Source organism: Corynebacterium sp. HMSC22B11, from assembly GCF_001815965.1.
GTDB lineage: Bacteria > Actinomycetota > Actinomycetes > Mycobacteriales > Mycobacteriaceae > Corynebacterium.
Genome location: NZ_KV823491.1, coordinates 16,656 through 41,490, shown reverse-complemented (window position 1 = coordinate 41,490; position 24,835 = coordinate 16,656). Strand labels below are relative to the sequence as shown.

The 24,835-nt window shown below is 64.9% G+C and carries 13 protein-coding genes and 1 tRNA gene; 11 read left to right on the top strand and 3 right to left on the bottom strand.

Annotation, left to right across the window (positions count from 1 at the left end):
• The first annotated feature begins 5 nt into the window (after window positions 1-5).
• The 5 genes from HMPREF3088_RS04950 to HMPREF3088_RS04930 all read left to right on the top strand — a co-directional run bounded on the left by HMPREF3088_RS04950 (window position 6) and on the right by HMPREF3088_RS04930 (window position 11,808).
• Entirely contained in the window at window positions 6-1,136 is a 1,131-nt protein-coding gene (locus tag HMPREF3088_RS04950) for a TIGR02569 family protein (RefSeq protein ID WP_246818059.1), read from the top strand.
• A gap of 63 nt (window positions 1,137-1,199) precedes the next feature.
• Window positions 1,200-4,724, top strand: coding sequence for an ATP-dependent DNA helicase (locus tag HMPREF3088_RS04945; RefSeq protein WP_070758699.1), 3,525 nt, complete (start codon window positions 1,200-1,202; stop codon window positions 4,722-4,724).
• A 3-nt stretch (window positions 4,725-4,727) separates the two neighbouring features.
• Entirely contained in the window at window positions 4,728-8,402 is a 3,675-nt protein-coding gene (locus HMPREF3088_RS04940) for a UvrD-helicase domain-containing protein (protein WP_070758698.1), read from the top strand.
• Window positions 8,403-8,541: 139 nt separating this feature from the next.
• Complete coding sequence (locus tag HMPREF3088_RS04935; RefSeq protein WP_070758697.1) at window positions 8,542-9,615, top strand: potassium channel family protein; 1,074 nt, start codon at window positions 8,542-8,544, stop codon at window positions 9,613-9,615.
• Window positions 9,616-11,808 carry an ATP-dependent DNA helicase UvrD2 gene (locus HMPREF3088_RS04930; protein WP_070758696.1) on the top strand — a complete coding sequence of 731 codons (2,193 nt, stop codon included), beginning with the start codon at window positions 9,616-9,618 and terminating at the stop codon, window positions 11,806-11,808.
• Between the two features lie 113 nt (window positions 11,809-11,921).
• On the opposite strand, the gene HMPREF3088_RS04925 is transcribed toward HMPREF3088_RS04930, so the two are convergent.
• Window positions 11,922-12,896 (bottom strand): type 1 periplasmic-binding domain-containing protein, encoded by a 975-nt coding sequence (locus HMPREF3088_RS04925; protein ID WP_070758695.1) that lies wholly within the window; start codon window positions 12,894-12,896, stop codon window positions 11,922-11,924.
• A gap of 175 nt (window positions 12,897-13,071) precedes the next feature.
• Between HMPREF3088_RS04925 and HMPREF3088_RS04920 the strand changes: the two genes are divergently transcribed.
• The gene (locus HMPREF3088_RS04920; protein WP_070758694.1) at window positions 13,072-13,668 is read left to right on the top strand and encodes a M48 metallopeptidase family protein; all 597 of its coding nucleotides are present in this window, start codon (window positions 13,072-13,074) and stop codon (window positions 13,666-13,668) included.
• On the opposite strand, the gene HMPREF3088_RS04915 is transcribed toward HMPREF3088_RS04920, so the two are convergent.
• Window positions 13,665-15,314, bottom strand: coding sequence for a zinc-dependent metalloprotease (locus tag HMPREF3088_RS04915; RefSeq protein WP_246818058.1), 1,650 nt, complete (start codon window positions 15,312-15,314; stop codon window positions 13,665-13,667). The two genes, HMPREF3088_RS04920 and HMPREF3088_RS04915, sit on opposite strands and share 4 nt — an antisense overlap.
• 184 nt (window positions 15,315-15,498) lie before the next feature.
• Between HMPREF3088_RS04915 and HMPREF3088_RS04910 the strand changes: the two genes are divergently transcribed.
• Complete coding sequence (locus HMPREF3088_RS04910; RefSeq protein ID WP_070758692.1) at window positions 15,499-16,575, top strand: YlbL family protein; 1,077 nt, start codon at window positions 15,499-15,501, stop codon at window positions 16,573-16,575.
• A 25-nt stretch (window positions 16,576-16,600) separates the two neighbouring features.
• Here the strand turns inward: HMPREF3088_RS04910 and HMPREF3088_RS04905 are convergent, their stop codons facing one another.
• Window positions 16,601-17,137, bottom strand: a complete 537-nt coding sequence (locus HMPREF3088_RS04905) for a PPA1309 family protein (protein WP_043951981.1) — start codon at window positions 17,135-17,137, stop codon at window positions 16,601-16,603.
• A 141-nt stretch (window positions 17,138-17,278) separates the two neighbouring features.
• Here HMPREF3088_RS04905 and HMPREF3088_RS04900 point away from each other — a divergent pair, with 141 nt between their 5' ends.
• The 4 genes from HMPREF3088_RS04900 to HMPREF3088_RS10700 all read left to right on the top strand — a co-directional run bounded on the left by HMPREF3088_RS04900 (window position 17,279) and on the right by HMPREF3088_RS10700 (window position 24,827).
• Window positions 17,279-20,281, top strand: coding sequence for a UPF0182 family protein (locus HMPREF3088_RS04900; RefSeq protein WP_070758691.1), 3,003 nt, complete (start codon window positions 17,279-17,281; stop codon window positions 20,279-20,281).
• Window positions 20,282-20,465: 184 nt separating this feature from the next.
• Window positions 20,466-20,539: transfer RNA gene (locus HMPREF3088_RS04895), tRNA-Met, on the top strand.
• 192 nt (window positions 20,540-20,731) lie between these two features.
• Window positions 20,732-23,602: a type I restriction-modification system subunit M gene (locus tag HMPREF3088_RS04890; protein WP_070758690.1), complete on the top strand. Its 2,871-nt coding sequence runs from the start codon at window positions 20,732-20,734 to the stop codon at window positions 23,600-23,602.
• Window positions 23,595-24,827, top strand: a complete 1,233-nt coding sequence (locus HMPREF3088_RS10700) for a restriction endonuclease subunit S (RefSeq protein WP_141759430.1) — start codon at window positions 23,595-23,597, stop codon at window positions 24,825-24,827. The genes HMPREF3088_RS04890 and HMPREF3088_RS10700 overlap by 8 nt, the downstream gene beginning before the upstream one ends.
• Window positions 24,828-24,835 lie beyond the last annotated feature (8 nt).

Here is a 24,835-nt window from a genome sequence, read left to right as displayed (position 1 = left end):
CCGCCGTGAATGACGCCCGCTCTGCTCGTGACGCTGGTCGCTCTGCCGGTGCTGCTAGCTCCGGCGCAGCTAGCCCTGCTGGCGCGCTGGGAACCCCGCCGCCAGCCCACATCCTCAACGGATTCCACGCACACGTGGACAACCCCGTCCAGCTGGACCAGCCGTGGTCATACGGTTGGCGCTGCGACCGCGCGGTGATCTCCCTGGCTGAGGAGCCAATGCGTGCGTCCTGGATCGCCAAAACCACCGCGAAGATGCGGCCCGCCGGGGTGGGCGTCTCGCGCCCCATGCTCTCCACCGACGGCCGGTACACGGTCTCCGGGTGGCGGGCACGGACCTTCCTCTCCGGGCACCGCGCGCCCCGCTTTGACGAGATGGCCGCCGCCGCATTGCGTATTAATGAATCCCTTCGCGGCTTGCCACGACCGGAGTTCCTGGCACCTCCGGAGCTCACGGGCACCTGGGGGCAGACAGAGATCTTCGCCGCCGCGGATGCCGCCGCCTTCGCCGAGCAACCCCAGGAGTGGATCGCCCCGGCCATGGACGCCACCGCCGTGCCCCGGAAGGACATCGCCGAGGCGCTGGCCAAGGCCGTGGAAGTCACCGCACTGCGCACCGAGATCACGGCGGAGGACCAGCTGGTGCACGGCGACGTCATTGGTTGCATGATCTTCGACGGCGCCGCCGACCCCGCGATCACCGACCTGGTGCCCGCGTGGCATCCCACGGGCTGGTCGGTCGCGCTGCTCGTCGTCGACGCGATGGCCTGGGGCAACGGGGACGACGCCCTGCTGGATCGCTGGTCCCACATCCCGGACTTCATGCAGCTCGCCCTGCGCGCGGTGCTCTACCGGCTCGCGCTGCACGCCATGCTGCCCAACTCGCGGCCGGAAGCCTGGCCGGGACTGTCGCGCACCGCGGACGTCATCGCCGCGCGCGAGCAGCAGAACGAGGCACGGCAGGAGTGGGAAGACGAGGGCGAGCCTGCGGAAGAAGGCGGGGACGACGCTGGGGAGGATGCCGAGGAATCGGTGAGCGAGCCGGCTGGGAAACAGGGCAGCGACGAGGACGTCGAAGATGCCGACGAAGGTGGCGCCGAGGACGTCGATAAGTACCCTGATCAGGGGCGAGAGTAAGAAAATCGAACACCGCGGAAGGACGCGGCGGGGCGTGTCTGCACCGGGTGCCATACTGTTGGCATGACGGACACAGCCAAGAATCACCAGCCGACCGCCGCGGCCTCCCCGAGCGCGCCTGAGGACCGCCTGGGGGCGCGCGAGGCGGCGAAGGTCGTGCTGCAGCCGCCGCGCCGGGTGGGGGAGGAAGGCCATGAGTGGGATGGGCTCGCCGGGGCCATCGTCACGGGTGATGAGCGCATCGATAGTTCCGCGCCGTGGGCAGTGCTGGGGGGCCCGGGGACGGGAAAGACGAGCCTGCTCGTCGACACGCTGGTCCACTTCCTCGCCGCGGGTGGTTCGGCGGACGAGGTCATGGTGGTCACCCCCACCAAGGACGCCGCCACCGCCGTGAACACCCAGCTGGTGGCGCGGCTGGCAAGCATGAGTAGCTTCGCGGCGACGCGCACGCCGGTGCGCTCTGTGCACTCCTGGGCCTTCGCGGCACTGCGCAGCATGCTGCTGGCCAGCGACCGGGAAGCACCGCGCCTGCTCACCGGTGCCGAACACGATGCGGATGTGCGCCTGCTGCTGGCCGGGCATGCCGAGGACGGTGCGGGGGCGTGGCCGGATCACATCCGCCCAGCGCTGGGCTACGTGGGTTTTGCCCGCCAGCTGCGCGACCTGCTGCTGCGCGCCGAGGAGCGCGGGGTGGGGCCGGGCGAGCTCACCGCGCTGGGGGAGAAGTACGACCAGCCGATGTGGGTGGGGGCGGGGCAGTTCCTCGACGAATACCGGCAGACGAGGCGGCTGGCCCAGTCCATCAGCCTGAACGCCTCCGAGCTGCTGCACACCACGCTGCAGGAGATGGAGGGTGGGCCGGGGCGGGCACAGCTCGACCGGTGGCGGGAGAAGCTGCGGCTGATCCTCATCGATGATGCCCACAACCTCGACCCGGCAGCCGCCGAGTTCCTGGAGCAGTTCTTCACCCCGGAAACGCGGGTGGTGCTCGCCGGGGACCCCGACCAGTGCGTATTCCACTTCCGCGGGGCGGATGAGGAGCTGCTCAGCAAGTACGCCGCCGACGAGAGCCACCGCGTGGTCCTGAGTGGCTCCCAGCGCTTTGGAGTGCCCACCGCACGGGCCATCAACGCGCTGACCGGGAATCTGCCGCACGTGGACACCCGCATCCCGCTGCGCGTGGCCGAGGACGCTGAGGTGGCCGGGGGCATCGGAGTAGCAGGGAAGAACGCCGCGCCGGATGCCAGCGACGCTGGGGCCACGTCCGGTGCCGCGGGGGAGCGGAACCAACCGATCCGGGTGTTGCGGGCGAACTCCGGGACCGCGGAGCGGCTGCACATCACCGACACCCTGCGCCGCGCCCACGTCCGCGACGGCGTGGCCTGGCAAGACATGGCCGTGATCGTGCGCTCCGTCGGGGAGATCGCGCCGATCCGGCGTGCCCTGCTGACCCACGGGGTGCCCGTGCGGGTTGACCAGACCTCCATCATCCTCGCGGAACAGCCCCTGATCCGGCTGCTGCTCACCGCCCTGGAGGCCACCTACCGGCCGCTAGAGAACTCCGAGGTCCGCGTGCTCATGGAATCCATGGTCGGTGGCGCCGACCCCATCATGGTGCGCCGCCTCGAGCGCGTGCTGGCCCAGGCGCTGGCCCGCCAACGCCTGCAGGGCAAGCCGGTGCCGGAAAACGCCGCGGGTCTGCCATACCAATCCAGCGACGCGCTCAGCGCCCTGCTCAACGGCACCGCCAGTGCGGAGGATGCGGCGGAGTGGACCGCGGGATTCAATAACCGCGAGCTGCAGATCCTGCAGGACATGAGCGACGTCCTGGCCGCGGGCAGGGAGGCACAACGGGCGGGACAGTCCGTGGAGATGGTGCTCTGGGAGATCTGGAAGGCCACCGGGCTGGACACCCGCCTGCAGGAACGGGCGCTGCGTGGCGGGACCTTCGGCTCTCAGGCGGACCAGGACCTCGACTCGGTGATGATGCTCTTCGACATGGCCGGGGACTTCGTCGAGCGCCACCCCAACGCCTCGATCCGTACTTTCTGCGAGGAAGTCCGCGCCCAGGAGCTGCCAACCGGTGGCCGTGAGCGTGGGATCGCCAGCAACGCCGTGGAGCTCCTGCCCGCCCACGCCGCCGTGGGCCGCCAGTGGCACACCGTGGTCGTCTCCCGCGTGCAGGAAGGCAGCTGGCCCGCCGGACCCACCGTGGGCGGGCTCTTCGGCCAGCTAGAGCTTGTTGACCTGCTGGACCGGGGCATCGAACCCGGAACGCGGGTCTCGCGCGTGGCGAGTGCTGTTCACGAGGAGCGGAGGCTTTTCCTCGTCGCCATCTCGCGGGCCACCCACAACACCCTGGTGACCTGCATCGACAACGCCAGCGTGGAAAACGGCGTGCCCTCCCGCTTCATTGATGAGATCACCGACACGCCGGGCGCGGCTGTGCCGCTGGGAACCGTTGACCAGGTTGAGCAGAACGGTCCGGTGGGGCAGCAGGCCGCGCCGGGCGAGCCCGTGCAAGGGGAGCTTGGGCTGGGCCTGGAACTGGGTGAAACTGCGCAGCAGGGTGAAGGTGCAGCGCAGGTCAGCTCGGCCGAGCAGATGAGCGCTCTGCCGCGGGTGCTCGCTCTCGAGCCACTCATCGCCGAGCTGCGCGACGTGGTCACCGACCCCACCCAACGGCACCACCGCCGCCGCGCCGCCGCGCGTAACCTCGCCGCGATGGCTGACGCCGGGATCTTCGGCAGCCACCCGATCGACTGGTGGGGCATGGCCGAACCCACCACCATGGACCGGATCACCGACCGGCGCGGAGGGGTCTCCCTGAGCCCCTCCAAGCTGGACAATATCGATAACTGCGCGCTCAAGACCTTCTTCGACGACAACCGCGGGGCACAGGAGGAAACCAACGCGATGCGGGTGGGCATCGTCGTCCACGCCATCGCCCAGGCCATCGTCCAACAAGACCTCAGCCTCGAGGACGCGCGCTACGCCGCGCGGGCCGCGCTTCGCTGGGCGGTCGTGGGGCCAGCCTTCGAAGTCAACGCAGCACTCGAACGCTGGGAGCAAGGCATCGAGAACCTCCACAGCTGGATCACGGGCACCCGCAGCGACGCCGAGGGCACTCAATGGGAGGTCGAGCAGCAGCTTGCAACCTCCCTGGGAACCCTGCCGACCGGGGAGGAGGTCACCCTCCGCGGCCGCATCGACCTCATGGCCACCGATGAGGACGGCCGGGTGATTGTCTACGACTTCAAGACCGGGAAAACTGCCAAAACTTCGGCCGAAGCCCAGGCCAGCCGCCAGCTCGGCGCCTACCAATTCCTCGTGCACGCGGATCGCCGCAAGCAGCCATACGGTGCGCACCTGATCTATCCCGCCACCAGCAATGGGCAGCTCAAGAAGTCCAGCCAACCGGACTTCTCACCCGAACAGCTCACCGAGACCAAGCAGAATCTGCTCGCCGCCGCGGAGCAGATCAGCGGGCCCATACAGATAGCTACCCCAGGCGATGACCAGTGCAAGTACTGCAGCTACCACCTGATCTGCCCAGCCAAGGACGCTGGCCGGAAGGTGGTCAGCTAGACCATGGGCCAGCCACAATCTCCCCGCGAGGAAAGCACAAGCAACGCCCACCCCGCGACCCCGCACAACGCACAGCAGCGAAAGGCAGCAATGCAGGAACCAGCCGGCGGAATCATCAGCCCTGAGGAACTCGCCACCCGTTGGCTCAAGCAGCCCTACCCACCCACCCCGCAGCAATCCGCGGTCATCAGCGCGCCACCGCAGGGCAGCTACATCGTCGTCGCTGGTGCCGGGGCAGGCAAGACCGAGACGATGGCCGCGCGTGTGGTCTGGCTCGTCGCCAACGGCTTTGTGCTGCCCGAACACGTCCTGGGCCTAACCTTCACCCGCAAGGCCGCCAACGAGCTCGGCCAGCGCATCCGCGGCCGGCTCGAAACACTGGCCCGCAGCGGCTTCCGCGACCAGCTGCCAGCCGACGACCCGCGCCACGAAGCGCTGCGCAACATCTCGCCCGCCGTCTCCACCTACGACTCCTACGCCGGCAACATCGTGGGAGAGTACGGCCTGCTCGCCCCCGTGGAGCCCAGCGGGCGGATCATCAGCGACGCCGAAAAATGGATGATCACCCGCCAGCTGCTCATCGATCACGACCGCGAGCTGACAACCTCCCGTTCGATGAACCGCATGATCGAATTCATCCACACTCTCTCGGAGGAGATGGATAACCACCTCGCAGAACTTAAGGACGTCCGCGGCGAAACCGAAGCGCTGATCGACACCTTCCAACAGGTCGAACACGGGGTGGGCAAGCCCCTCTCCCTCAAGGCTTACGAGCTGCGTGACGCCAACCAGGAACGTCTCGACTTGCTGCCCTGGATCCCCAAGTATTGGGAGCGGCTGAAGGAGCTCGACGTGCGCACCTTCGGCCAGCAAATGACCCTCGCGGCGAAACTGGCCTCCGAGCATGCGATCGTCGGTGAGTCCCAGCGCGAGCGCTTCCGCGTGGTCATGCTGGATGAGTACCAGGACACTTCCCATGCCCAGCGCGTGCTGCTGCGCTCCCTCTTCGGGGACGGGCAGGACGACGAGCTCGCCGTCACCGCCGTGGGCGACCCCATGCAGGCGATCTACGGCTTCCGTGGGGCGACCTCCTCCAACCTTGGGAACTTCGAAGCCGACTTCCCCTTCCGCGGGCAACCCGCCCAGAAGCTCGAACTAACCACCTCCTGGCGCAACCCCGCCTCCGTACTGGACTTGGCGAACGTCGTCTCCTCCCGCACCCTGGGTAACAACCGCACCGTCTCCGAGCTGTCGCCCCGCGAGGGAGCCGACGACGGAGAAATCCCGGTGGCCTTCTTCGACGAGGAGGACCAGGAACTCGAATGGCTCACCGACCAGCTGCAACAGCGCTGGGAGAGCTTCAAGAAGCGCAAGGAGGCCGCCGCAGTATCGGGGGAGAAGATAGATCCCTTCAGCGCGGCCGTGCTCGTGCGGAAAAACAAGGAAGCCCTACCGATTTTCGAACTCCTGCGCGCCAAGGGCGTGCCCGTAGAGCTCACCGGCGGGGCGGGGCTGCTGGACATCCCCGAGGTCGCGGACGTCTACGCCACCCTGCGCGCCCTCGTCGACCCGGAGGACGACCCAGCCATGCTCCGCCTGCTCACCGGCCCGCGCTTCAATCTCGGGGCCCGGGACCTCCAGATCCTCGCCCGCCGCGCCCAACAGCTCCAGCGCCGCGCCAAAGGCGACACCGACCCAGGGGAGATGAACCAGGCTGCAGACAACACTGCGACCAGCACTGGTGCAGAGGACCCGTGGATCCACAATCCCGCCTACGAGGAGCTGAAGAGCCTCGAATCCCCGCTGCGTGAGCAACTCCTCGACGCGATCCCCAACCCTGCGGACGCCACCGTGGGGTTGGCAGACGCCATCGCGGACTTCGCGGACGCCGAAGAACAGGGCATGAGCCCGCGGGGCACGCGAGCCATCGCCGAACTCTCCCGCGAGCTCGGTCACCTGCGCCGCAACTGCCTCACCAAGCCGCTGCCGGACCTCATCGCGGATATCGAGGACATGATCGGCATCCGCACCGAGGTGCTCACCCGCTGGCACCGCAACCCCGATGACTCGATCGGTACCAGCCACCTCGACAAGTTCGCACAGATCGTCCAGGACTTCTCTCGGCTGGTCGGCAGCAATGCGTCTGCCCTGGTGGACTACCTACGCGCCGCCCACGAGCACGACGCCGGCCTGGAGCCCGGCGAAGTGGAGGCGAAAACCGATACCGTGCAGATCCTCACCGTCCACCGCTCCAAGGGGCTGGAGTGGGACATCGTTGCCGTGCCTTATGCGCACCGCAAGAATTTCTACGACGCCGAGGCTCCGGGGATCATCATCGACCGGTGGATCTCGAAGGCCGAGCTCCTGCCCTCCAGCCTGCGCGGCGACGCGGAAACCGAAGGCGAACCCGGCGGTTACCCGATCTACGACATCAGCCACGCCGAGAAGAGCGTGGACCTCACCAATGCCGCTGAGGCCTTCCGGGCCCAGCTGCTCGCGACCGAGGCACAGGAGAGCGAAAGGCTGTTCTACGTGGGTATCACCCGCACCGAGCGGGTGCTGCTGGTGAGCGGGGCCGCGTACCGCCCCGGCAACGATACTGCCCTGGACCCCTCGCTGAACCTGGTGCTGCTGAAAAACCGCATCACCGATGCCCGTGCGCCCCTGGCAGGGGCGAGCGTGCACACCTGGTCCGACCTTGGCCGCACCCCGAGCAAGAAGGATGCCGCGAGGGTGGACAAGGGCAAGGCCACCGAGATTGACCACTACCTCTATCCCACGGCCGAGCAGCTCACCGCGCGCGAGGACTACGCCGCCACCCGCCACACGTCAGCCGCCGAGGAGCAGGCCAGCTGGCCACAGCCCGCACCACTGGCCAGCCGACCTGGCGCGGCCGAGGGGGCAAGCATGGTCGTTGATGCGCTCGGCGCGGCCACCACCGGCGACCCGGCCAATGAATCCACCGCCAACCAGGACATGCTGACCCGGCAGTGGGACGAGGAAACCCGCCTGCTGATCCAAGAGCACCAGCAGCGCACCCTCACCGCCGTGGAGGTCCCGCTCGACCCGATGCTCACCGCAACCCAAGCGGTCGCGATGAACCAGGACCCGGAACAGTTCGCGCGGCGGCGTCGTCGTCCCATCCCGATGCAGCCGCAGCCCTACGCCAAGCGCGGAACGGCCTTCCACAACTGGGTGGAGCAGCACTACAACCAGGCCATGCTCTTCGACGAGGACGAAATGCCCGGCGCCTCCGACGCCACCCTCCAGGACCCGCAGCTCGAGGAGCTAAAAAACAAGTTCCTCGGCTCCGAGTGGGCACAGCGCACCCCGGAGTCGGTTGAGGGCTCCTACCTGGTCAACATCGGCGGCTTCGTCTTCAACGGCCGCATGGACGCGGTCTTCCACGAAGGCGATGACCCCGCCGCTGGCTGGCTCGTCGTCGACTGGAAGACCGGGCAGATGCCGACCGGCCGGGATATGAGGAACGCCGAACTCCAGCTCGCCGCCTACCGGCTGGCCTGGGCGAAAATCCTGAGCCGCCAGCTGGGTGTGGAGGTGCCGGTGGACAACGTGCGCACCGCGTTCTTCTATGTGCGCACCCAACACACCCACTACGTGCAAGACTTGCCGAACGAAGAAGAACTCATCGCCCGGCTAGGCTTGGACAAGCCCTAAGCCCTAGAATTTGATGGTTCACGACAACCTGCCCCGGGCCACGGGGCAGGGGCCAGGCCCCACCGACGGGCCGGGCACCCAACAACCGATGGGGCAGGGCACGAGCCCACCCCACGCACCCACCTCAGGATAGGAAGTCATGCGGTTTAGAATGCGGGAACGCTTCCAGACGGAAGGCGAACTTGACGGTCTCCCGCCGCACGCGCTGCTCAACATCCTCCGCCTGCCGGAAGAGGAATACCGCAGCCCCTGGCGGCTCATCGGCCGCCGCATGCTCTACGCCCTCGGCCTCATCCTCGGGGTGGCGCTCCTGACCTACCGGGGCAGGGCGGGATACGCCGGCGTCGAAACCTTCATCGACGCGCTGTACTACTCGACGATCACCCTGTCGACCACCGGTTATGGCGACGTCACCCCGGTCAGCCAGCAGGAACGCCTCATCACGGCGCTGATCGTCACCCCCTTAAGAATCATCTTCCTCGCCCTGCTGGTCGGCACGACGCTGACCGTGCTGACGAAGGAATCCCGCCAAACCTTCATGATCCGCCGCTGGAGGAAAAGAATGCGCAACCACACCATCGTCATCGGCTACGGCACGAAGGGCCGGTCCGCCGTGGCAGCCCTCCTCGCCGACGGCGTCTCCCCATCCCAGATCGTGGTCGTGGACCTCGACCGGGAAGCTCTCGACCTCGCCAACGCCCAGGGCCTGGTCACCGTCCACGGCTCCGCAACCCGCTCCGACGTGCTGAAACTCGCCGGCGTGAACCGCGCCCGGGCCGTCGTCGTCGCCCCGAACCAGGACGACACCGCCGTGCTGGTCACCCTCTCCGTCCGAGAGATCGCGCCCTCGGCCACCATCATCGCCAGCGTGCGCGAATCCGATAACTCCCACCTGCTGCGACAGTCAGGCGCGGACTCCGTGGTCGTGTCCAGTGAGACCGCCGGCCGCCTCATGGGATTGGCAACCGTCACCCCATCCGTGACCGAAATGATGGAGGACCTGCTCTCCCCGGACGAGGGCTTCTCCATCGCCGAACGCCCCGCCAAGGAAGAGGAAGTCGGCGGCAACCCCCGCGTGCTGGAGGACATCGTCCTCGGCATCGTCCGCTCCGGCGCGCTGTACCGCATCGACTCCGCCGAAGCCGAGACCGTCGAACCGGGCGACCGCATCCTCTACGTTCGCGGCATGGGCAACCTCGAGGAGGGAGAGTAATTGGAGACCAGGGACCACCTGGATCCGGAACAACTTCGCGCAGCAACCGCCCCCCGCGGGCCCGTCGCGATCATCGCGGGCGCCGGCACCGGCAAGACCCGCACCATCACCCACCGCATCGCCCACCTCGTGGACGGCGGCTTCGTCAACCCCGACCAGGTGCTGGCCGTGACCTTCACCTCCCGGGCTGCCTCCGAGATGCGGGAACGCCTCGCGATGATGAACGTCGCGCGCGTCCAAGCCCGCACCTTCCACGCCTCCGCCATGCGCCAGCTGGGTTACTTCTGGCCGAAATACGCCGGAGACCTGCCGTGGAAGCTGGTGGACTCCAAGTTCCCGCTCATGAGCCGAGCCGCCCGTGGCGCCGGCCTGGAACCCACCACCACGCTGCTCAAGGACCTGATCGGTGAGGTGGAGTGGTGCAAGTCCTCCCTCGTCGTCGCGGAGGACTACCCGAAGGTCATGGTGCCGGAGCGCCGCGACTGCCCCGTGAGCCCCGAGCAGTTCATCAAGGTGTTTCAGAACTACGAGCAGCTCAAGGCCACGCCCGAGGGAATGCTGCTGGACTTCGACGACCTGCTGCTGAATATGGCCGCCGCCATCGAGTCCAACGTCGGCATCGCCGAGGAGTTCCGCTCCCAGTACCGCACCTTCGTGGTCGACGAGTATCAGGACGTCACCCCGTTGCAGCAGCGCCTGCTTGATGCCTGGCTCGGCGAGCGTGACGACCTCACCGTCGTGGGCGACGCCAACCAGACCATTTACTCCTTCAACGGAGCTAGCCCCAGCTACCTGCTGGACTTCACCACGAAATTCCCCGAGGCCACCACCGTGCGCCTGCACCGGGACTACCGCTCCACCCCGCAGGTCGTGGAGCTGGCCAACGAGGTGATCGGCAAGGCCAAGGGCCGGGCCGCCGGGACCCGGCTGAAGCTGGAGGGGCAGCGCCCCGACGGCCCGGAGCCGGAGTTCGTGGAATACCCCGACGAGGCCGCAGAGGCCAAGGGGGTGGCGGAGAAGATCGCCCAGCTGATCAAAAAGGGCGTGCAGCCCGCCGAGATTGCGGTGCTGTACCGCATCAACGCCCAGGCCGGTGCCCTGGAGTACGCCCTGGAAGAGGCCGGGATTCCGTACCAGGTCAAGGGTGGAGAAGGGTTCTTCTCCCGCGCTGAGATTCGCCAGGGCCTGGGGGCGCTGGCGAAGAGCGCGCGGAACTTCGGCGGCCAGCCAGGCGGCGGGCAAGGCGGTGGGCCGGATGCCGGACCCGGCGGCGCTGGCGAACAGGGTGGCGCTGGCGGCGCGGACAGCACAGGCCCGGAGACCCGGGAGGAGATCCTCAACGCCGCGAAGGCGGCACTCGCCCCGGTCGGGCTCACCGCCACCGAGCCCAGCGGTGCGCAGGAACGCCAGCGCTGGCAGTCCCTCAACGCCCTGGTGGAGCTGATCGAGGAGATCCTCACCGCGAACCCACAGATCAGCTACCTCGGGGTCATTGGCATGCTCCAGGAGCGAGTGCGCTCCAAGAACCCGCCGAAGGTGCAGGGCGTGACCCTGGTCAGCGTCCACATGGCCAAGGGCCTGGAGTGGGACGCCGTCTTCCTCGTCGGCCTCTACGAGGGCATGTTCCCGATCCACCACGCCCTCAAGGGCGCGGGCGCGGCCGACGCGATCGAGGAGGAACGCCGCTTGCTCTACGTCGGCGTCACCCGCGCCCGCGAACACCTCCACCTCTCCTGGGCACTCGCCCGGCAGGAGGGCGGTAAACAGTCCCGGGTGCGCACCCGATTCCTCGACGACCTGGTGCCGTGGGAGGACGAGGACGACGGCGAACTGGCCATCGACCTGGGCCAGGCGCGGCGTCGTCGGAAAACGGGAGCCCCGAAGAACGCCTGCGCCGTCTGCGGCACGCCCCTGTCCACCCCGGAGGCGAAGATCCTCGGCCGTTGCGGGCAGCACTCGCTGGAAACCGACCAGGTGGTCATCGGGGAGCTGCGGCAGTGGCGGCTGGACACCGCAAAGTCCATGGGGGTTCCGGCATACGTGGTGTTCACGGACGCCACGCTGCTGGCCATCGCGCAGCGCATGCCCGCCAGCCCAGAGGAGCTCATCCAGGTCCCGGGCGTGGGACCGATGAAGATCGAACAGTTCGGGGAGGACGTCCTCGCCATCACCGCGAACTACGCCACGGGATAGTGGTACCCGCGGGCTAGCTGGGTGCGCAGGGGAGGGGCGCTGCGACCGGGGATAGGGCTGCCGTGGCTGGTGGTGCAGGTGCGCTCCGAAGCCGGGAACCGGGGCAGCAGAGCCTAGCGAGTCACATGCAGCCCACGGCCAGCCACCGCCATGCGGCAGAGCACGCACTCCGGTTCGCGCCGCACCTCCTCGGGCTGGATGGCGAAACCGGTGGTGTCGAAGAACTGCCGCTGGGTGAGCAGTGGCGGGAGCGCGGCTGGGTCCGAGCCGGCATCGCGCCACGGGATGATGTGCTCCCGGATGATTTGGGTGGTGATCTCCGCCAGCAGGCCGTGCTCCGCGGTGGTGTAGCTGACCGGCCGGGCCGTGGCCTGCGCACGGGTGCTGCGCCACAGCGCATCGCGTTCCAGGTAGGCCTGGTCGATGCAGCTCAGGCAGGCGGTGCGCCCGGGGATAATCAGTGGGCCGAAGGTGAGGCGCCCGTCGATCACCCCGGTGGGGTAGTGGGGGATGAGCTTTTCGTGCAGCCAGAACTGCACATCCGGTGGCGGGAAGAGCCCGCCCGGCAGGATCAGGACGTCCTTGCGTGCCGTACGCCCCTGGCTGGTGATGACCTGCCCGGACCGTGCCTCGCTGGTGGTGCGTGGCGCCTCCAACCAGTCCACCTTCACACCGTGGGTGAAGAGGGCATCGGCGAGGGCCAGGGAGGGCTTGCCGAAGCGCAGCAGCGGGATAGCCTGCTCCTCGGCGGCGACCAGCACCCCGGCCCGCACCAGCTCCTCGGCGATGGAACCCGCCTCAACAGACGTGAAGCCACAGTAGCCCAGGGTGGCGGCGAGATCCTCGGCGGTCATGCCCGCGCGAGCCTGCATCATCACCTGCAACACCTGGCCGGGATCCACGGCGGCCGGCACCGGGAGGATCACTGCGTTGCCGGGGTGGATACCGAACTGGATGCTGCGGTCTGGTCGCAGCAGCACCGCCGTGCCCGGGCGGAGCACCATCCGGGCAGGCGGACCGGAGCTGGCTGTGGCATTCGCGGTTCGCGAGCCCTGTGGCCTGGCTTTTTCGGCGGTTGCGTGCACCATGATTCCCCCTCGGATTTGCAGCTCCCCTGAGGCGCGGCCCCATCCGCGCCCGGGCGACCCCCGCCGCCCGCGTGCTGTGTCTGCGCAGAATTCTAGCCACGCGGGCACCGGGGCGTGGGCAAAGTGCGAAACCGCGAAGGATTAGCGAGAAGCGCGGCGGCTAACATGTGCTTCCATGACCAGAGCCCAGCCCACCGCCACGCAACGCAAGGCCCAGCAGGCCGCCGCGCGGCTCAGCACCCCGGCCCGCCCGGTGGAGGTGCGGCTTTCGGCGCGGCGGAAGAAGACCATCACCGCCCGCTGGGAAGGGCAAACAATCGTGATGCTGGCTCCGGCCGCGATGGGCCTGGAGCGGCTGGTGGCCGCGGGGGAGGGGCTCATCGCCCGGCTAGAAAAGAAAGCCACCCGGGCCACGAATCACAAGCGCAGCGACGATCAGCTCCAGGCCCTGGCCGAGGCGCTCAATGATAAGTACCTGGGCGGCCGGGCGGAGTGGACCTCCATCACCTGGGTGGAGAACATGACGACCCGCTGGGGCAGCTGCACCCCCAGCACCGGGCGGATTCGTATCTCCCACCGGCTTAAACAGGTGCCGGATTACGTCCTGAACTCCGTGATCATCCACGAACTCGTGCACACGTGGATCCCCAACCACGGTGCGGACTTCTGGCACTGGGCTAGCCGCGCCCCACAGCTCGAGCGGGCCCGCGGCTACCTCGAGGCCTATCAGCGCTGGGGCTGCCCGGGCGACGGCCCGGAACCGCAGCGCTAGCGCTCGCCGCCAGCGTCGTCCTCGTCGTCCTCAGGCTCCGAGCCCTTATCCGGCTTGTCGTCCTGCTCTGGGCGGCGGCGGTTGGTGCGCTCCTCGCGCGGCCCGCCCTGGCGGTTCAGCTCCGCCTCCAGCTTCTCGATCTCGCTGATCGGGTCGAAGTCCTCGTCCTCGCCATCGAAGGCCACCTTGCCGATGAATCCAGCCGGGTTGTCCAGGTCTTTGGCCAGCGGTAGCAGGTCCGGGTGATCCCAGATGCCGTCGCGCTTCTCCGCGCCCACGGCCTCATCCAGCTTGTGCCACAGACCAGCGGCATCGTTGGCGCGCGGCGCGAGCAGGGAGATGCCCACCGTCTTGCTCAGAGCCTCCATCTCCGGGGACTCAGTGTTGCGGTAGGACGACCACGCCGCGGTCAGGATCGACGCATTCGGCATCCGGTCCGCCAGCGCCTGGCCGACCACGTAGTCCACCCAGCCCTCCACGAGGCTCAGGCTGGTCTCCAGCCGCTCGCGGGCGTGCGCGTTCGCGGACACGACCTTGGGGGAGAGGTCCTGGCCCTGCATCTGAGCCATCATCTCCTGCATCTTTGCGGGATCATTCATGGACTCCGGGTTGAACTCCCGCATCGCCTCCTCCATCGCGGAGGTATCCAGCGCCAACCCGCGGGCGAACTCCTCAACATCCAGGATGAGGCGCTCGGCCAGCCACGGGACGTGCTTGAACAGGCGGTGGTGTGCGGCCTCGCGGGTCGCCAGGTAAATCAGCGCCTCCCGCTTATCCGTGCCCAGCTTCTCGGCCATGGACTCCAGTTGTGCGGTCGCCACAGCCGCCACGTTGCCGCTTGCCAGCGGCATACCCCATTGCGTGGAGTGGCTGACACCCGTCGCTAGCTCGCCGAGCGTGTGGCCCAATTGCATGGAGAAGTTCATCGCGTTGACCTGGCGCATGATGCCGGCCAACGGGCCCATCTGATCCCGCATCTCCTCCGGAATCTCGCCCATCGCGGCCTCGCCGAGCTTCTCCGCCAGCGGGGTGAAGATCCGCTTCCATGTCTCGAGCGTCTCCTCCAGCCACTGCTCCGGGCCGAAGGCGACGGAGCCGGTCGCGCCCGCAGGCAGCGTGGTCGCCCCGTCCAGCCACAGCTCCGCGAGTCGCACGGATTCCGCCACGGCCTGGGAATCCGACTGGCTCGGCGTGCTGGCCCCCGATCCGCGCTGGGGGCCAGCGCCGAAGCCGAAGAACAAACCGCCGAACGGGTGCTGCCCACCCTCGCTGGCCTGCTGTTTGCTGCGGATGTGCTGGCGAGCGGTGCGCTCCACCATCGAATAGTTCACGGCATCATCTGCGCCCGTGCTGTTCAGATCCGCGCCGAAGCCACTGAACATCGAGCCGAACTGGTTCAGCAGGTCGCCGAGGTTCCCGCTGCCGAAGCCACCGCCGAAGGGATTCGACTGCTCAGAACCACCCGAGCCCGGGCCGCCGAAGATAAATTCGAAAGGATTATTGCCTCGACCGTCGCCCTGGCCGCCACGACCGTCGCCATCGTCGCCACCGTTGTGACCATCCTTGTGGTCATCATCGTCGCGGCCGTTGTCGTCGCCGTTGCCACCGTTGTTATTGGGGTGCATGCCGAAGCCGAAATTACTCATGCCAACAACCTTACTGATCGCAGCGGACAGCGCCCCACCAAAAACCGCTCGTTCCGTGTGCTGTGAGCGAACGGTCCCGCCATCGCTTCCCGTCACCCCCTTCCATATTGAGGACGTCACCCCGCACCCACCGCCCGGCCTTGCCTCAACCCAGCAGTCCCCACGAGCAGGTAGGGTATGAACGATGAAAATCTGGAACCGTCGCAACCGAACGATCGCGCTGGGCGCCGCCCCGGTCGTCGTCTTGGTGACCCTGCTTGGCCTGCCGAGCATCCCGGGCACCGATATCGACCTGACGGTTCCCTACGCGGCAGAGGGCAAGGGGCCGACCTTCAACACCCTCGGCGAGGAGGGCGGCAAGCAGGTCGTCGAGATCACCGGTGCGGAGACCAATAAACCCGCCGGTCACCTCAACATGACCACCGTCTCCGTGCACACCAAGCTCACGCTCGGCCAGGCGCTCGCCCGGTGGCTGACCACCGACGACACCCTCGTCCCGATCGGGCAGATTTTCCCCGCGAACAAGTCTCCCGAGGAAGTCCAGCAGCAGAATCAGGCAGCCTTCGCCGCCTCGGAATCCAACGCCACCACCGCGGCGATGAACTATCTCAACAAACCGCTGGAAACCGCCGTCATCGACGTCCTGGACGACGCGCCGGCAGCGGGGAAGATCAAGGTCAACGACGTCATCCGCGAGGTTGACGGCCGAACCATCACCACCCCCGACGAGCTCGCACGGGTGGTCGGCGAGCACTCACCGGGCGACGAGATCGACGTCCTGGTCGACCGGCAGGGCAAGGAGGAGACGGTGACCGTCACGCTCGGGGAGCCGCCGAAGCATCTCCAGCGGGCCGAGCAGGGCTCCGCCTTCCTGGGCGTGACTTCTGTATCCCAGCCCGCGGGTGAGATCCGCGTGCGCTATAACCTGCAGGACGTCGGCGGCCCTTCCGCGGGACTGATGTTCTCCCTCGCCGTCGTGGACAAGCTCACCCCGGAGGATCTGACGGGTGGCGCGTTCGTCGCGGGCACGGGCTCCATCGATGCTGCTGGCCAGGTCGGCGCGATCGGTGGGATCACCCACAAGATCCGCGCGGCTGCGGACGCCGGGGCCGAGTACTTCCTGGTGCCCGCCGGTAACTGCGCCGAGGCGCTCACGGTGGAGGATGCCGGGCCGAAGCTGGTGAAGGTCGACTCCCTCGAGGACGCGGTCAAGGACCTGGAGGGCATCCGCTCCGGCGGCGACTTCGACACCTGCAGCTAGGGCGCAGCGAGGCCCTAGCGAGGCCCTAGTCCACGAAGGTGGCGCGCAGCGCGGCGATCACGCCCGGCGCAATATCCTCCCCGCCCCGCAGCTCCACGCGGTCCTGGCCGAAGGGATCGGCCGCGAGCTCCTCTTCGGTCGGGCGCAGCTGCAGCAAGGTGCGCTCGGAACCATCGCCCGCCGCCGCGGCGCCATCCCGGGCACCCGCGTCCAAGATGCCGCTGAACAGTCGTGCCTGCTGCGGGGCTGCGTCCTCGCCTAGGGAGGAGTCCACGAAGGAGATCTCCTGGGCCAGGATCGCGCCCACCACCTGCGCAGGCCAGCGGATGGAGGCGACGAACTCGCCCAGCTCCTCCGAGCCGGGGCGGATGTGCTCCGGCAGGTCGTCCTGCACGATCAGGGAGAGCGGGTTGCGGTCCTCGGTGAGTTCCAGGGCGTCGGCGACCAGCTCCGTCGGAACGAGGGCGAACAGGGTGGCGGGGCGATCCCAGCCCTCGGCCTGGATGAAGTCCACGGCCTCCATGAGGGCGGCGTTCAAGATGCGGTCATCGTTGAGGTTCATGGCCGCGAGTTTAGCCCGCCGCCCCATATGTGGCGGCAGCCAGCATCGCTAGGGGCAAAAACTCATTTCGCGAGGGAAGTTTTACTACGTATCCTGGACTGTTAGATCTGATTCTGCGTAGGAAGTAGTGAACCCTTGAGTATGTCGGCACAGCCTCCATCTGGCGCCTCATCTGCAAATTTCACGCCCTCGCGCCGTTCCAAGATTATCGCCGGCCTGGTCATGGCGCTGGGTGTGGCGTTCTTCTTGGTTCCCATCGTGGTTGGCGCGTACACGGACTGGCAGTGGTTCCGTGACCTGGAATATCAGGGCGTATTCTTCAGCGTCATCGTCACCCGTGTGATTCTGTTCCTGATCTTCGGGCTGGTTGCGGGGGCGATCGTCTGGCTCGCGGCCTTCGCCGCCTACCGCAAGGGGCCGACCAGCCTGGAGTCGCTCGGCTCGGCCTCGCCATTGGCCGCGAACCGCCCGGCGATCCGGCAGACCGTCCGCCCGATGCTGGTGTGGCTGCCGATCCTGGCGGGCATCGTCGTCGGCCTGGTCTCGCAGGGCAACTGGCGCCGCGCGATGCTGTTCTGGAACTCCTCTTCCTTCGGGGTGGAGGACCCGCAGTTCGGCAAGGACTTGAGCTTCTACGCGTTCAACCTGCCGATGCTGAACCTCATCCTGGGGCTGCTCAGCTTCATGCTCATCATCGCCTTCTTCGTCAACGGCATCGGCCATTACCTGCTGGGATCCATCACCACCGGTAACCCGCGGGTGGGGGAGAAAGCGAAGGTCGCCCCGGCGGCCCGCCGCCAGCTGGCAATCATCGCCGGCATTTGGATGATCGTGAAGGCCGTGGGCTACTGGTTCGACCGCTACGACCTGCTCAACCGCCAGCACGACACCTTCACGGGTGGTTCCTACACGGACATCAACGCTGTCCTGCCCGCGAAGATCGTCCTGCTCGTCGTCGCCATCTTCGTGGCCGCCCTGTTCTTCCTCACCATCGTGATGAAGGACCTGCGTATCCCAGCACTCGCCGTGGCCCTGATGCTGCTGACCTCCCTGGTCGCCGGCGTAGCCTGGCCAGCGATCCTGGAGCAGTTCTCCGTCGCGCCGAACCGCGCGGAGAAGGAGCGCGAGTACATCGCCCGCAACATCGACGCCACCCGCCACGCCTACGACCTCGAGGATGACAATGTCACCTACGAGCGCAACTGGGGCACCAAGCAGGGCGGCAAGAAGGCGGAGCGCTCCATCGCCCAGGACGACGTCACTCTCTCCAACATCCGTCTTCTCGACCCGCAGGTTCTGTCCCCGACGTTCACCCAGCAACAGCAGCTGCGTAACTTCTACGGCTTCTCCGATGAGCTCGCCGTGGACCGCTACGAGGTCGACGGCAAGATGCGCGACTTCGTCGTCGCCGCTCGTGAGCTGAACCCGAACACCCTGGAAGGCAACCAGCAGGACTGGATCAACCGCCACACCGTCTACACCCACGGCAACGGCTTCATCGCCGCCCCGGCCCGCAAGGTCGACGAGGTAGCCCGCGACGTCGGTTCCGCCCGTGGTGGCTACCCGGTCTACACCGTCGCCGACCTGCAGTCCCTGGAGCGGGGCCGCCAGGGTGGCGAGCTGGAGCTGGATCTGAAGCAGCCGCGTATCTACTTCGGCCCGCTGATCGCCTCCAACCCGACGCCGAACTCGGACTACGCCATCGTCGGCCGTTCCGGCGGCAACCCGCTGGAGTACGACACCGAGGACAGCAACTACACCTACACCGGTAAGGGCGGGGTGGACGTCAATAACCCATTCAACCGCCTGATGTACGCCGCGCACTTCGAGTCGATGAACCTGCTGCTCACCGACCGCATCGGCGAGAATTCCCGCATCCTGTACAACCGCGACCCCCGCGAGCGTGTGCACAAGGTGGCGCCGTGGCTGACCACGGATTCGAAGACCTACCCGACCGTCATCGACGGCCGCATCAAGTGGGTCGTGGACGGATACACCACCCTGACGGACCTGCCCTACTCCGAGCGCACCAGCCTGACGGAGACCACGACGGACACGACCAACCCCGATGGTGTCCGCCGTGAGCAGCTGGTTACCGACAAGGTCAGCTACATCCGTAACTCCGTCAAGGCCACCGTCGACGCCTACGACGGCACCGTCGAGCTCTACGAATTCGACGAGAAGGACCCCGTCCTGAAGGCCTGGCGCGGCGCGTTCCCGGACGTCGTGAAGCCGAAGTCCGAGATCAGCGACGAGCTGATGCAGCACATGCGCTACCCGGGCGACATGTTCAAGGTCCAGCGTGAGCTCATCGCCCGCTACCACGTCAGCGACCCGGGCGTGTTCTTCCAGAACGACGCCTTCTGGTCCGTGCCCTCCGACCCGACCGCCAAGGAGAACAAGGGTGAGCTGGCGCAGCCGCCGTACTACGTGGTCGCCGCCGACCCGGAGACCGGTAAGCCGAGCTTCCAGCTGATCACCCCGTTCCGTGGCCTGCGCCGTGAGTTCCTGGCCGCGCACATGACCGTCTCCTCCGACCCGGAGAACTACGGCAAGATCCACGTGCGCGTGCTGCCGACCCAGACGCAGACCCAGGGTCCGAAGCAGGCGCAGGACACGATGATGTCCTCCGACGAGGTGGCCCGCGAGCGCACGCTGCTTGAGGGCACCAACGACGTCATCAACGGCAACCTGCTGACCCTGCCGGTGGGCGACGGTCAGGTGCTGTACGTGGAGCCGGTGTACTCCAAGCGCAAGGACCAGGAGTCCGCGTTCCCGAAGCTGCTGCGCGTGCTGGTGTCCTACAACGGTCAGGTCGGTTACGCGCCGACGATCGCCGAGGCTCTGGAGCAGGTCGGCATCGACCCGGCGGCCGCCACGGACCTGGAGGAAGTCGACGGCAGCGTCGTGGCTCCGGGTAAGGGCGATAAGAAGGACGAAGGCGAGTCCGATAAGGACGAGGATAAAGGCCAGGAGCAGGGCTCCGGCGCTGCTGGTCAGCTGCCGCAGGGCGACGCTGCTGACAAGGTCCGGGATGCGATGGACAAGGTCAACCGCACCCGCCAGTCCGGCTCCTTCGAGGAGTTCGGCAAGGCCCTCGACGAGCTGGACAAGGCAGTCCGCGAACTGCAGTCCCAGCAGTAGGGGCAGGCTGGGTGGCCGCGTGGCCGCCCAGTGACTAGCCCGCTGATCGCCCGTTGGTCGCAGCGCTCGATGGAAGAGCGCAGGCCAGCGGGCGATTTTGCTTTTGTATGGAGCCTTGTTAGGCTAGTCGATGTTGCAGACAGAGGTCAGCCAAGGAATTGGTTGAGTCTGTACTCGCAAGCGTCGCGGGGTGGAGCAGCTCGGTAGCTCGCTGGGCTCATAACCCAGAGGTCGTAGGTTCGAATCCTGCCCCCGCTACTAAGATAAGGCCCCTACCAGTGGAAACGCTGGTAGGGGCCTTCTTCATTTTGTGCTGAAATCGCCATTTGGTGCACTAGATGGTGCACTAGGCTCAAAATCCTGCACCATGTACGTTGGTGACACTTCAACAGTTTTGGCGACGTTAAGCGATGGTGCGATTTAATACTGACAGGTAACAGGCACTGCATCATGGATAAACGACAACTCGCATCGCGCATCTGGGAATCCGCGAACACCATGCGCTCCAAAATCGAGGCGCAGGAATATAAGGACTACATTCTCGGCTTCATCTTCTATAAGTTCCTCTCTGATCAAGTTGAGCAGCTGATGTACGCCAACGACGTAGAACCCGATGAACTTGCTGAGGTGCTCGTCGAAGACGACCCCGAAACAGTGGAGTTCGTACAGCACCGGCTGGGCTACTTCATCTCGTATAACAACCTTCACTCGACGTGGCGTGCTGCCGGTAGTGACTTCAACGTCGCTGATGTGCGTGATGCACTCGCTGCTTTTGAACGCCTCATCCTGCCGAGCCGCAGCCACGTGTTCAAAGACATCTTCCGCACTCTAGAAACAGGGCTGTCGAAGCTGGGTAGTAGTGCTGTCTCGCAGACCAAGGCGATTAAGGATCTGCTGGACCTTATCAACGACATCCCCACTGATGGTGCCCAAGGCTACGACGTTCTCGGGTTTATCTACGAGTACTTGATCTCGAAGTTCGCAGCGAACTCCGGCAAAAAGGCGGGGGAGTTCTACACCCCGCACGAGGTCTCTGAGATCATGAGCCGAATTGTTGCAGCGCACACCCAAGACCGTGAGACCCTGACCATTTACGACCCGACCTCTGGTTCTGGCTCGCTGCTGCTGAATATCGGCCAGGCCGTTGCACGTCATATGGGTGATCCAGATGCAATCAAGTACTACGCCCAAGAGCTCAAAGACAATACCTTCAACCTCACGCGTATGAACTTGGTTATGCGGGGTGTTAAGGCGGACAACATTGTCGCTCGTAACGGAGACAGCCTGAAACACGACTGGCCGATGTTTGACGAGGCTGACCCGAAAAACACCTATGACCCGCTGTTTGTCGATGCTGTTGTATCGAACCCTCCTTATTCGCAGAAGTGGGAGCCAGAGGGCATGGACACCGATCCACGCTTTACGCAGTATGGTCTGGCGCCACAGAATAAGGCTGATTACGCCTTCTTGCTGCACGAGCTTTTCCACGTCAAGCCAGACGGCATTATGACCATTGTCCTGCCGCACGGTGTGCTCTTCCGTGGTGGGGCAGAAGAGACGATCCGTACGCGCCTTATCGAGGCCAATAACATCGACACCATCATTGGCCTGCCGAGTTCGATCTTCTACGGCACCGGCATTCCGACCATCATCATGGTGCTCAAGAAGCAGCGCAGTCACGATGACGTGCTGTTCATTGACGCATCCCAGGGCTTTATTAAAGACGGCAAGAACAATCTTCTGCGCGCGCGTGACATCGAGCGCATCGTTGATACTGTTCATGCTCGCCGAGACGTAGAGCACTTCGCACGTGTTGTGTCTCGCGATGAGATTCGCGACAACGACTACAACTTGAATATTCCGCGCTACGTTTCTGCAACACTGCCGCCGGAGTCTGTGGACTTCTTCGCCACCGTCAACGGCGGCATCCCTGTGAGCGAGATCGACGCTCTCGCTGAGTACTGGGATGTGCTGCCGGGCCTGCGTGAGACGCTGTTTGAAGAAGGTGCAAACGGGTACGCGACCCTCCGCACTGACGACATTCGCGAAATGGTCTTAGAACACAGTGCTGCCGGAACGCTGGCAGACACATTGAACGCGACACTGGATGGGTTTGCTGGGGCCTTGGAAACAGACCTCATTGACGGTGCGATGGCTGTTCCAGTGAACACTGCTGAGGATGGCATCAAGGCTGATCTGTTCGCGCGCCTAGCCCCGGTGCCACTGGTCAACGAGTACCAGGGATACCAGCTGCTACATGAGAAGTGGCTTGTCATTGCCAACGATCTGACGATCCTGCAGACCGAGGGCTGGGATGCAATGCGGGTCATTGATCCTGTCATGGAGTGGAAGACCAAGGACAAGAAGAAGGTCTACGTCCGAACCGGCTGGGAAGGCCGTGTAGCCCCGTTTGCCATTGTTCGCAGTTTGTATTTGCCCGAATTAGCCGAGAAGGTAGTTTCACTTTCTGGTGAAGCAGAAGACATCAAAGTCCAGCTCAATGGTCTTATCGAAGGCTTGAGTGAAGAGGACAAGCTTGATGTGGATGAAGCGCTCAATGTTAAGGGTGATGCTTTCATTAAGTCAGGTCTAGAGGTCGTTATAGCGAACTTGTCTAAGAGCATTCAGTGGCCTGACGGAAGCATGGGAGCCGTACTGCTTCGAGCTTTAGACTTCATGAATCGTCAAACGATTGTGAAGAAGAAGATTAAAGAGTCAAACCCGCAATCTGATGCTCTGAACGAACTTCGAGATGAAGCTAAGACCATTAAGAACGGGCTACGTTCACTGGTGGACAATCTCAGCGATGAGGACAAGCGCGAGCATGTAGGGCTGCTTAACGTGAAGGGAGATGGTTTCCTCAAGGGTGGTCTTGAAAAAACGGTCAATACTTTACCCATGGGGATGCAATGGCCTGAAGGGAGTATTGAGTCCGTAGTGCTGGAAGCATACGAACTTGTTAACCGTCAGTCAGTAGTTAAAACGCAGTTGAAGGATGCCTCTGAAGCGTTAGAATCTGAAACTCGCGAGATCATTGAGAACTTGACCCCAGGGCAGATTGAAGAAGTTCTTAACACCAAGTGGATCAAGGCTTTAGAGGGTGAACTAGAGCTTTTGCCCGAGTATGTGCTGGTCAAACTTGCAAGCAAGGTGCAGCGCTTGCAGGATAAGTACGCCACGCCGCTGACTGAGCTAGATACGCAGATCGCTACCACTGAGCGTAGCTTGCTTGCATCGCTGGACCAGCTCGCTGGCTCGGATGCGGATATGCAGGCTGTCGCAGCCCTGAAGCAGATGCTGGGCGGTGGTCAGCGTGACTAAGCACAACACACCAGCGCTGCGGTTCGATGGGTTCGATGGTGAGTGGGAGGTAAAAGAGTTTGGCTCAGCTGTCACACGCTCTAGCACCGCATCAGCAGAATCGGCCCTTCCTCGTCTGGAATACGAAGACATTGTTTCTGGTGTCGGTGTTCTCAATAAAGATCTGAACCGAAAGGAGAGCTTTAAAGCTGGCCTTCTTTTTGGGCCAGGTGACGTGCTTTACGGCAAGCTACGCCCGTACCTCAAAAATTGGCTTCTCCCTGATTTTCACGGCATCGCCGTCGGTGATTTCTGGGTCCTACAGTCTCTGACTACTGATCCCAAATTTCTCTATCAACTCATTCAAACCCCGACGTATGACGCCGCCGCCAGTATCTCAAGTGGTTCCAAGATGCCTCGTGCAGATTGGAAACTCGTGTCCCAAGCGCCGATGGCTTTTCCTTCTACTCGCGAAGAACAGCGCGCCATCGGTGAACTCTTCGCTGATCTCGACGCGCTGATCGAGCAGCACCGCATCAAGCACGCGAACCTGCAGCAGACCAAGACTGCGCTCATGCAGCGTATGTTCCCGCAAGATGGTGCTGATGAGCCTGAGCTGCGGCTCGGCGGGTTCAGTGGAGCCTGGGAGATCCAGCCTTTCTCTGACTTGGTTGCCTACCGTGGACATAACAGCTTGAGTCGAGCAGATCTCACAGATGTACCTACCTCGGCAATGAACATCCATTACGGTGACATCCTTGTGAAATACGACTCTGTTGTGGATGTTTCGCAAACCGATATACCTTTCGTTCGCGACGTTGAGCGACTTTCAAACCTTTCTCGGCAGAGTCTTTCCGATGGAGACATTCTTTTCGCTGATGCAGCCGAAGACTCGACAGTAGGGAAATGTGTTGAGATACAGGGTATTTCTGAAAATCTCGTGCTTGCTGGATTACACACGATTTCCGCACGACCTATCAGAACCTTTGCTCCAGGTTTTCTCGGACATGCTCTCAACGCCCCGAGCTTTCACAACCAGTTGCTGTCAAAGATGCAGGGGACCAAGGTTAGTTCTATCTCCATCTCAACCTTGGCTGAAACCGTGTTTTCGTTCCCATCCCTCGAAGAGCAGTGTGCTATCGGTGAAGTGTTTGCCAACCTCGATGCTCTTATCGCAGCTGAAGCCGGCTACATCACGCAACTAGCTCAAGCCAAGACTGCGCTGCTGCAGCGTATGTTCGTCTAAGGAGCGCT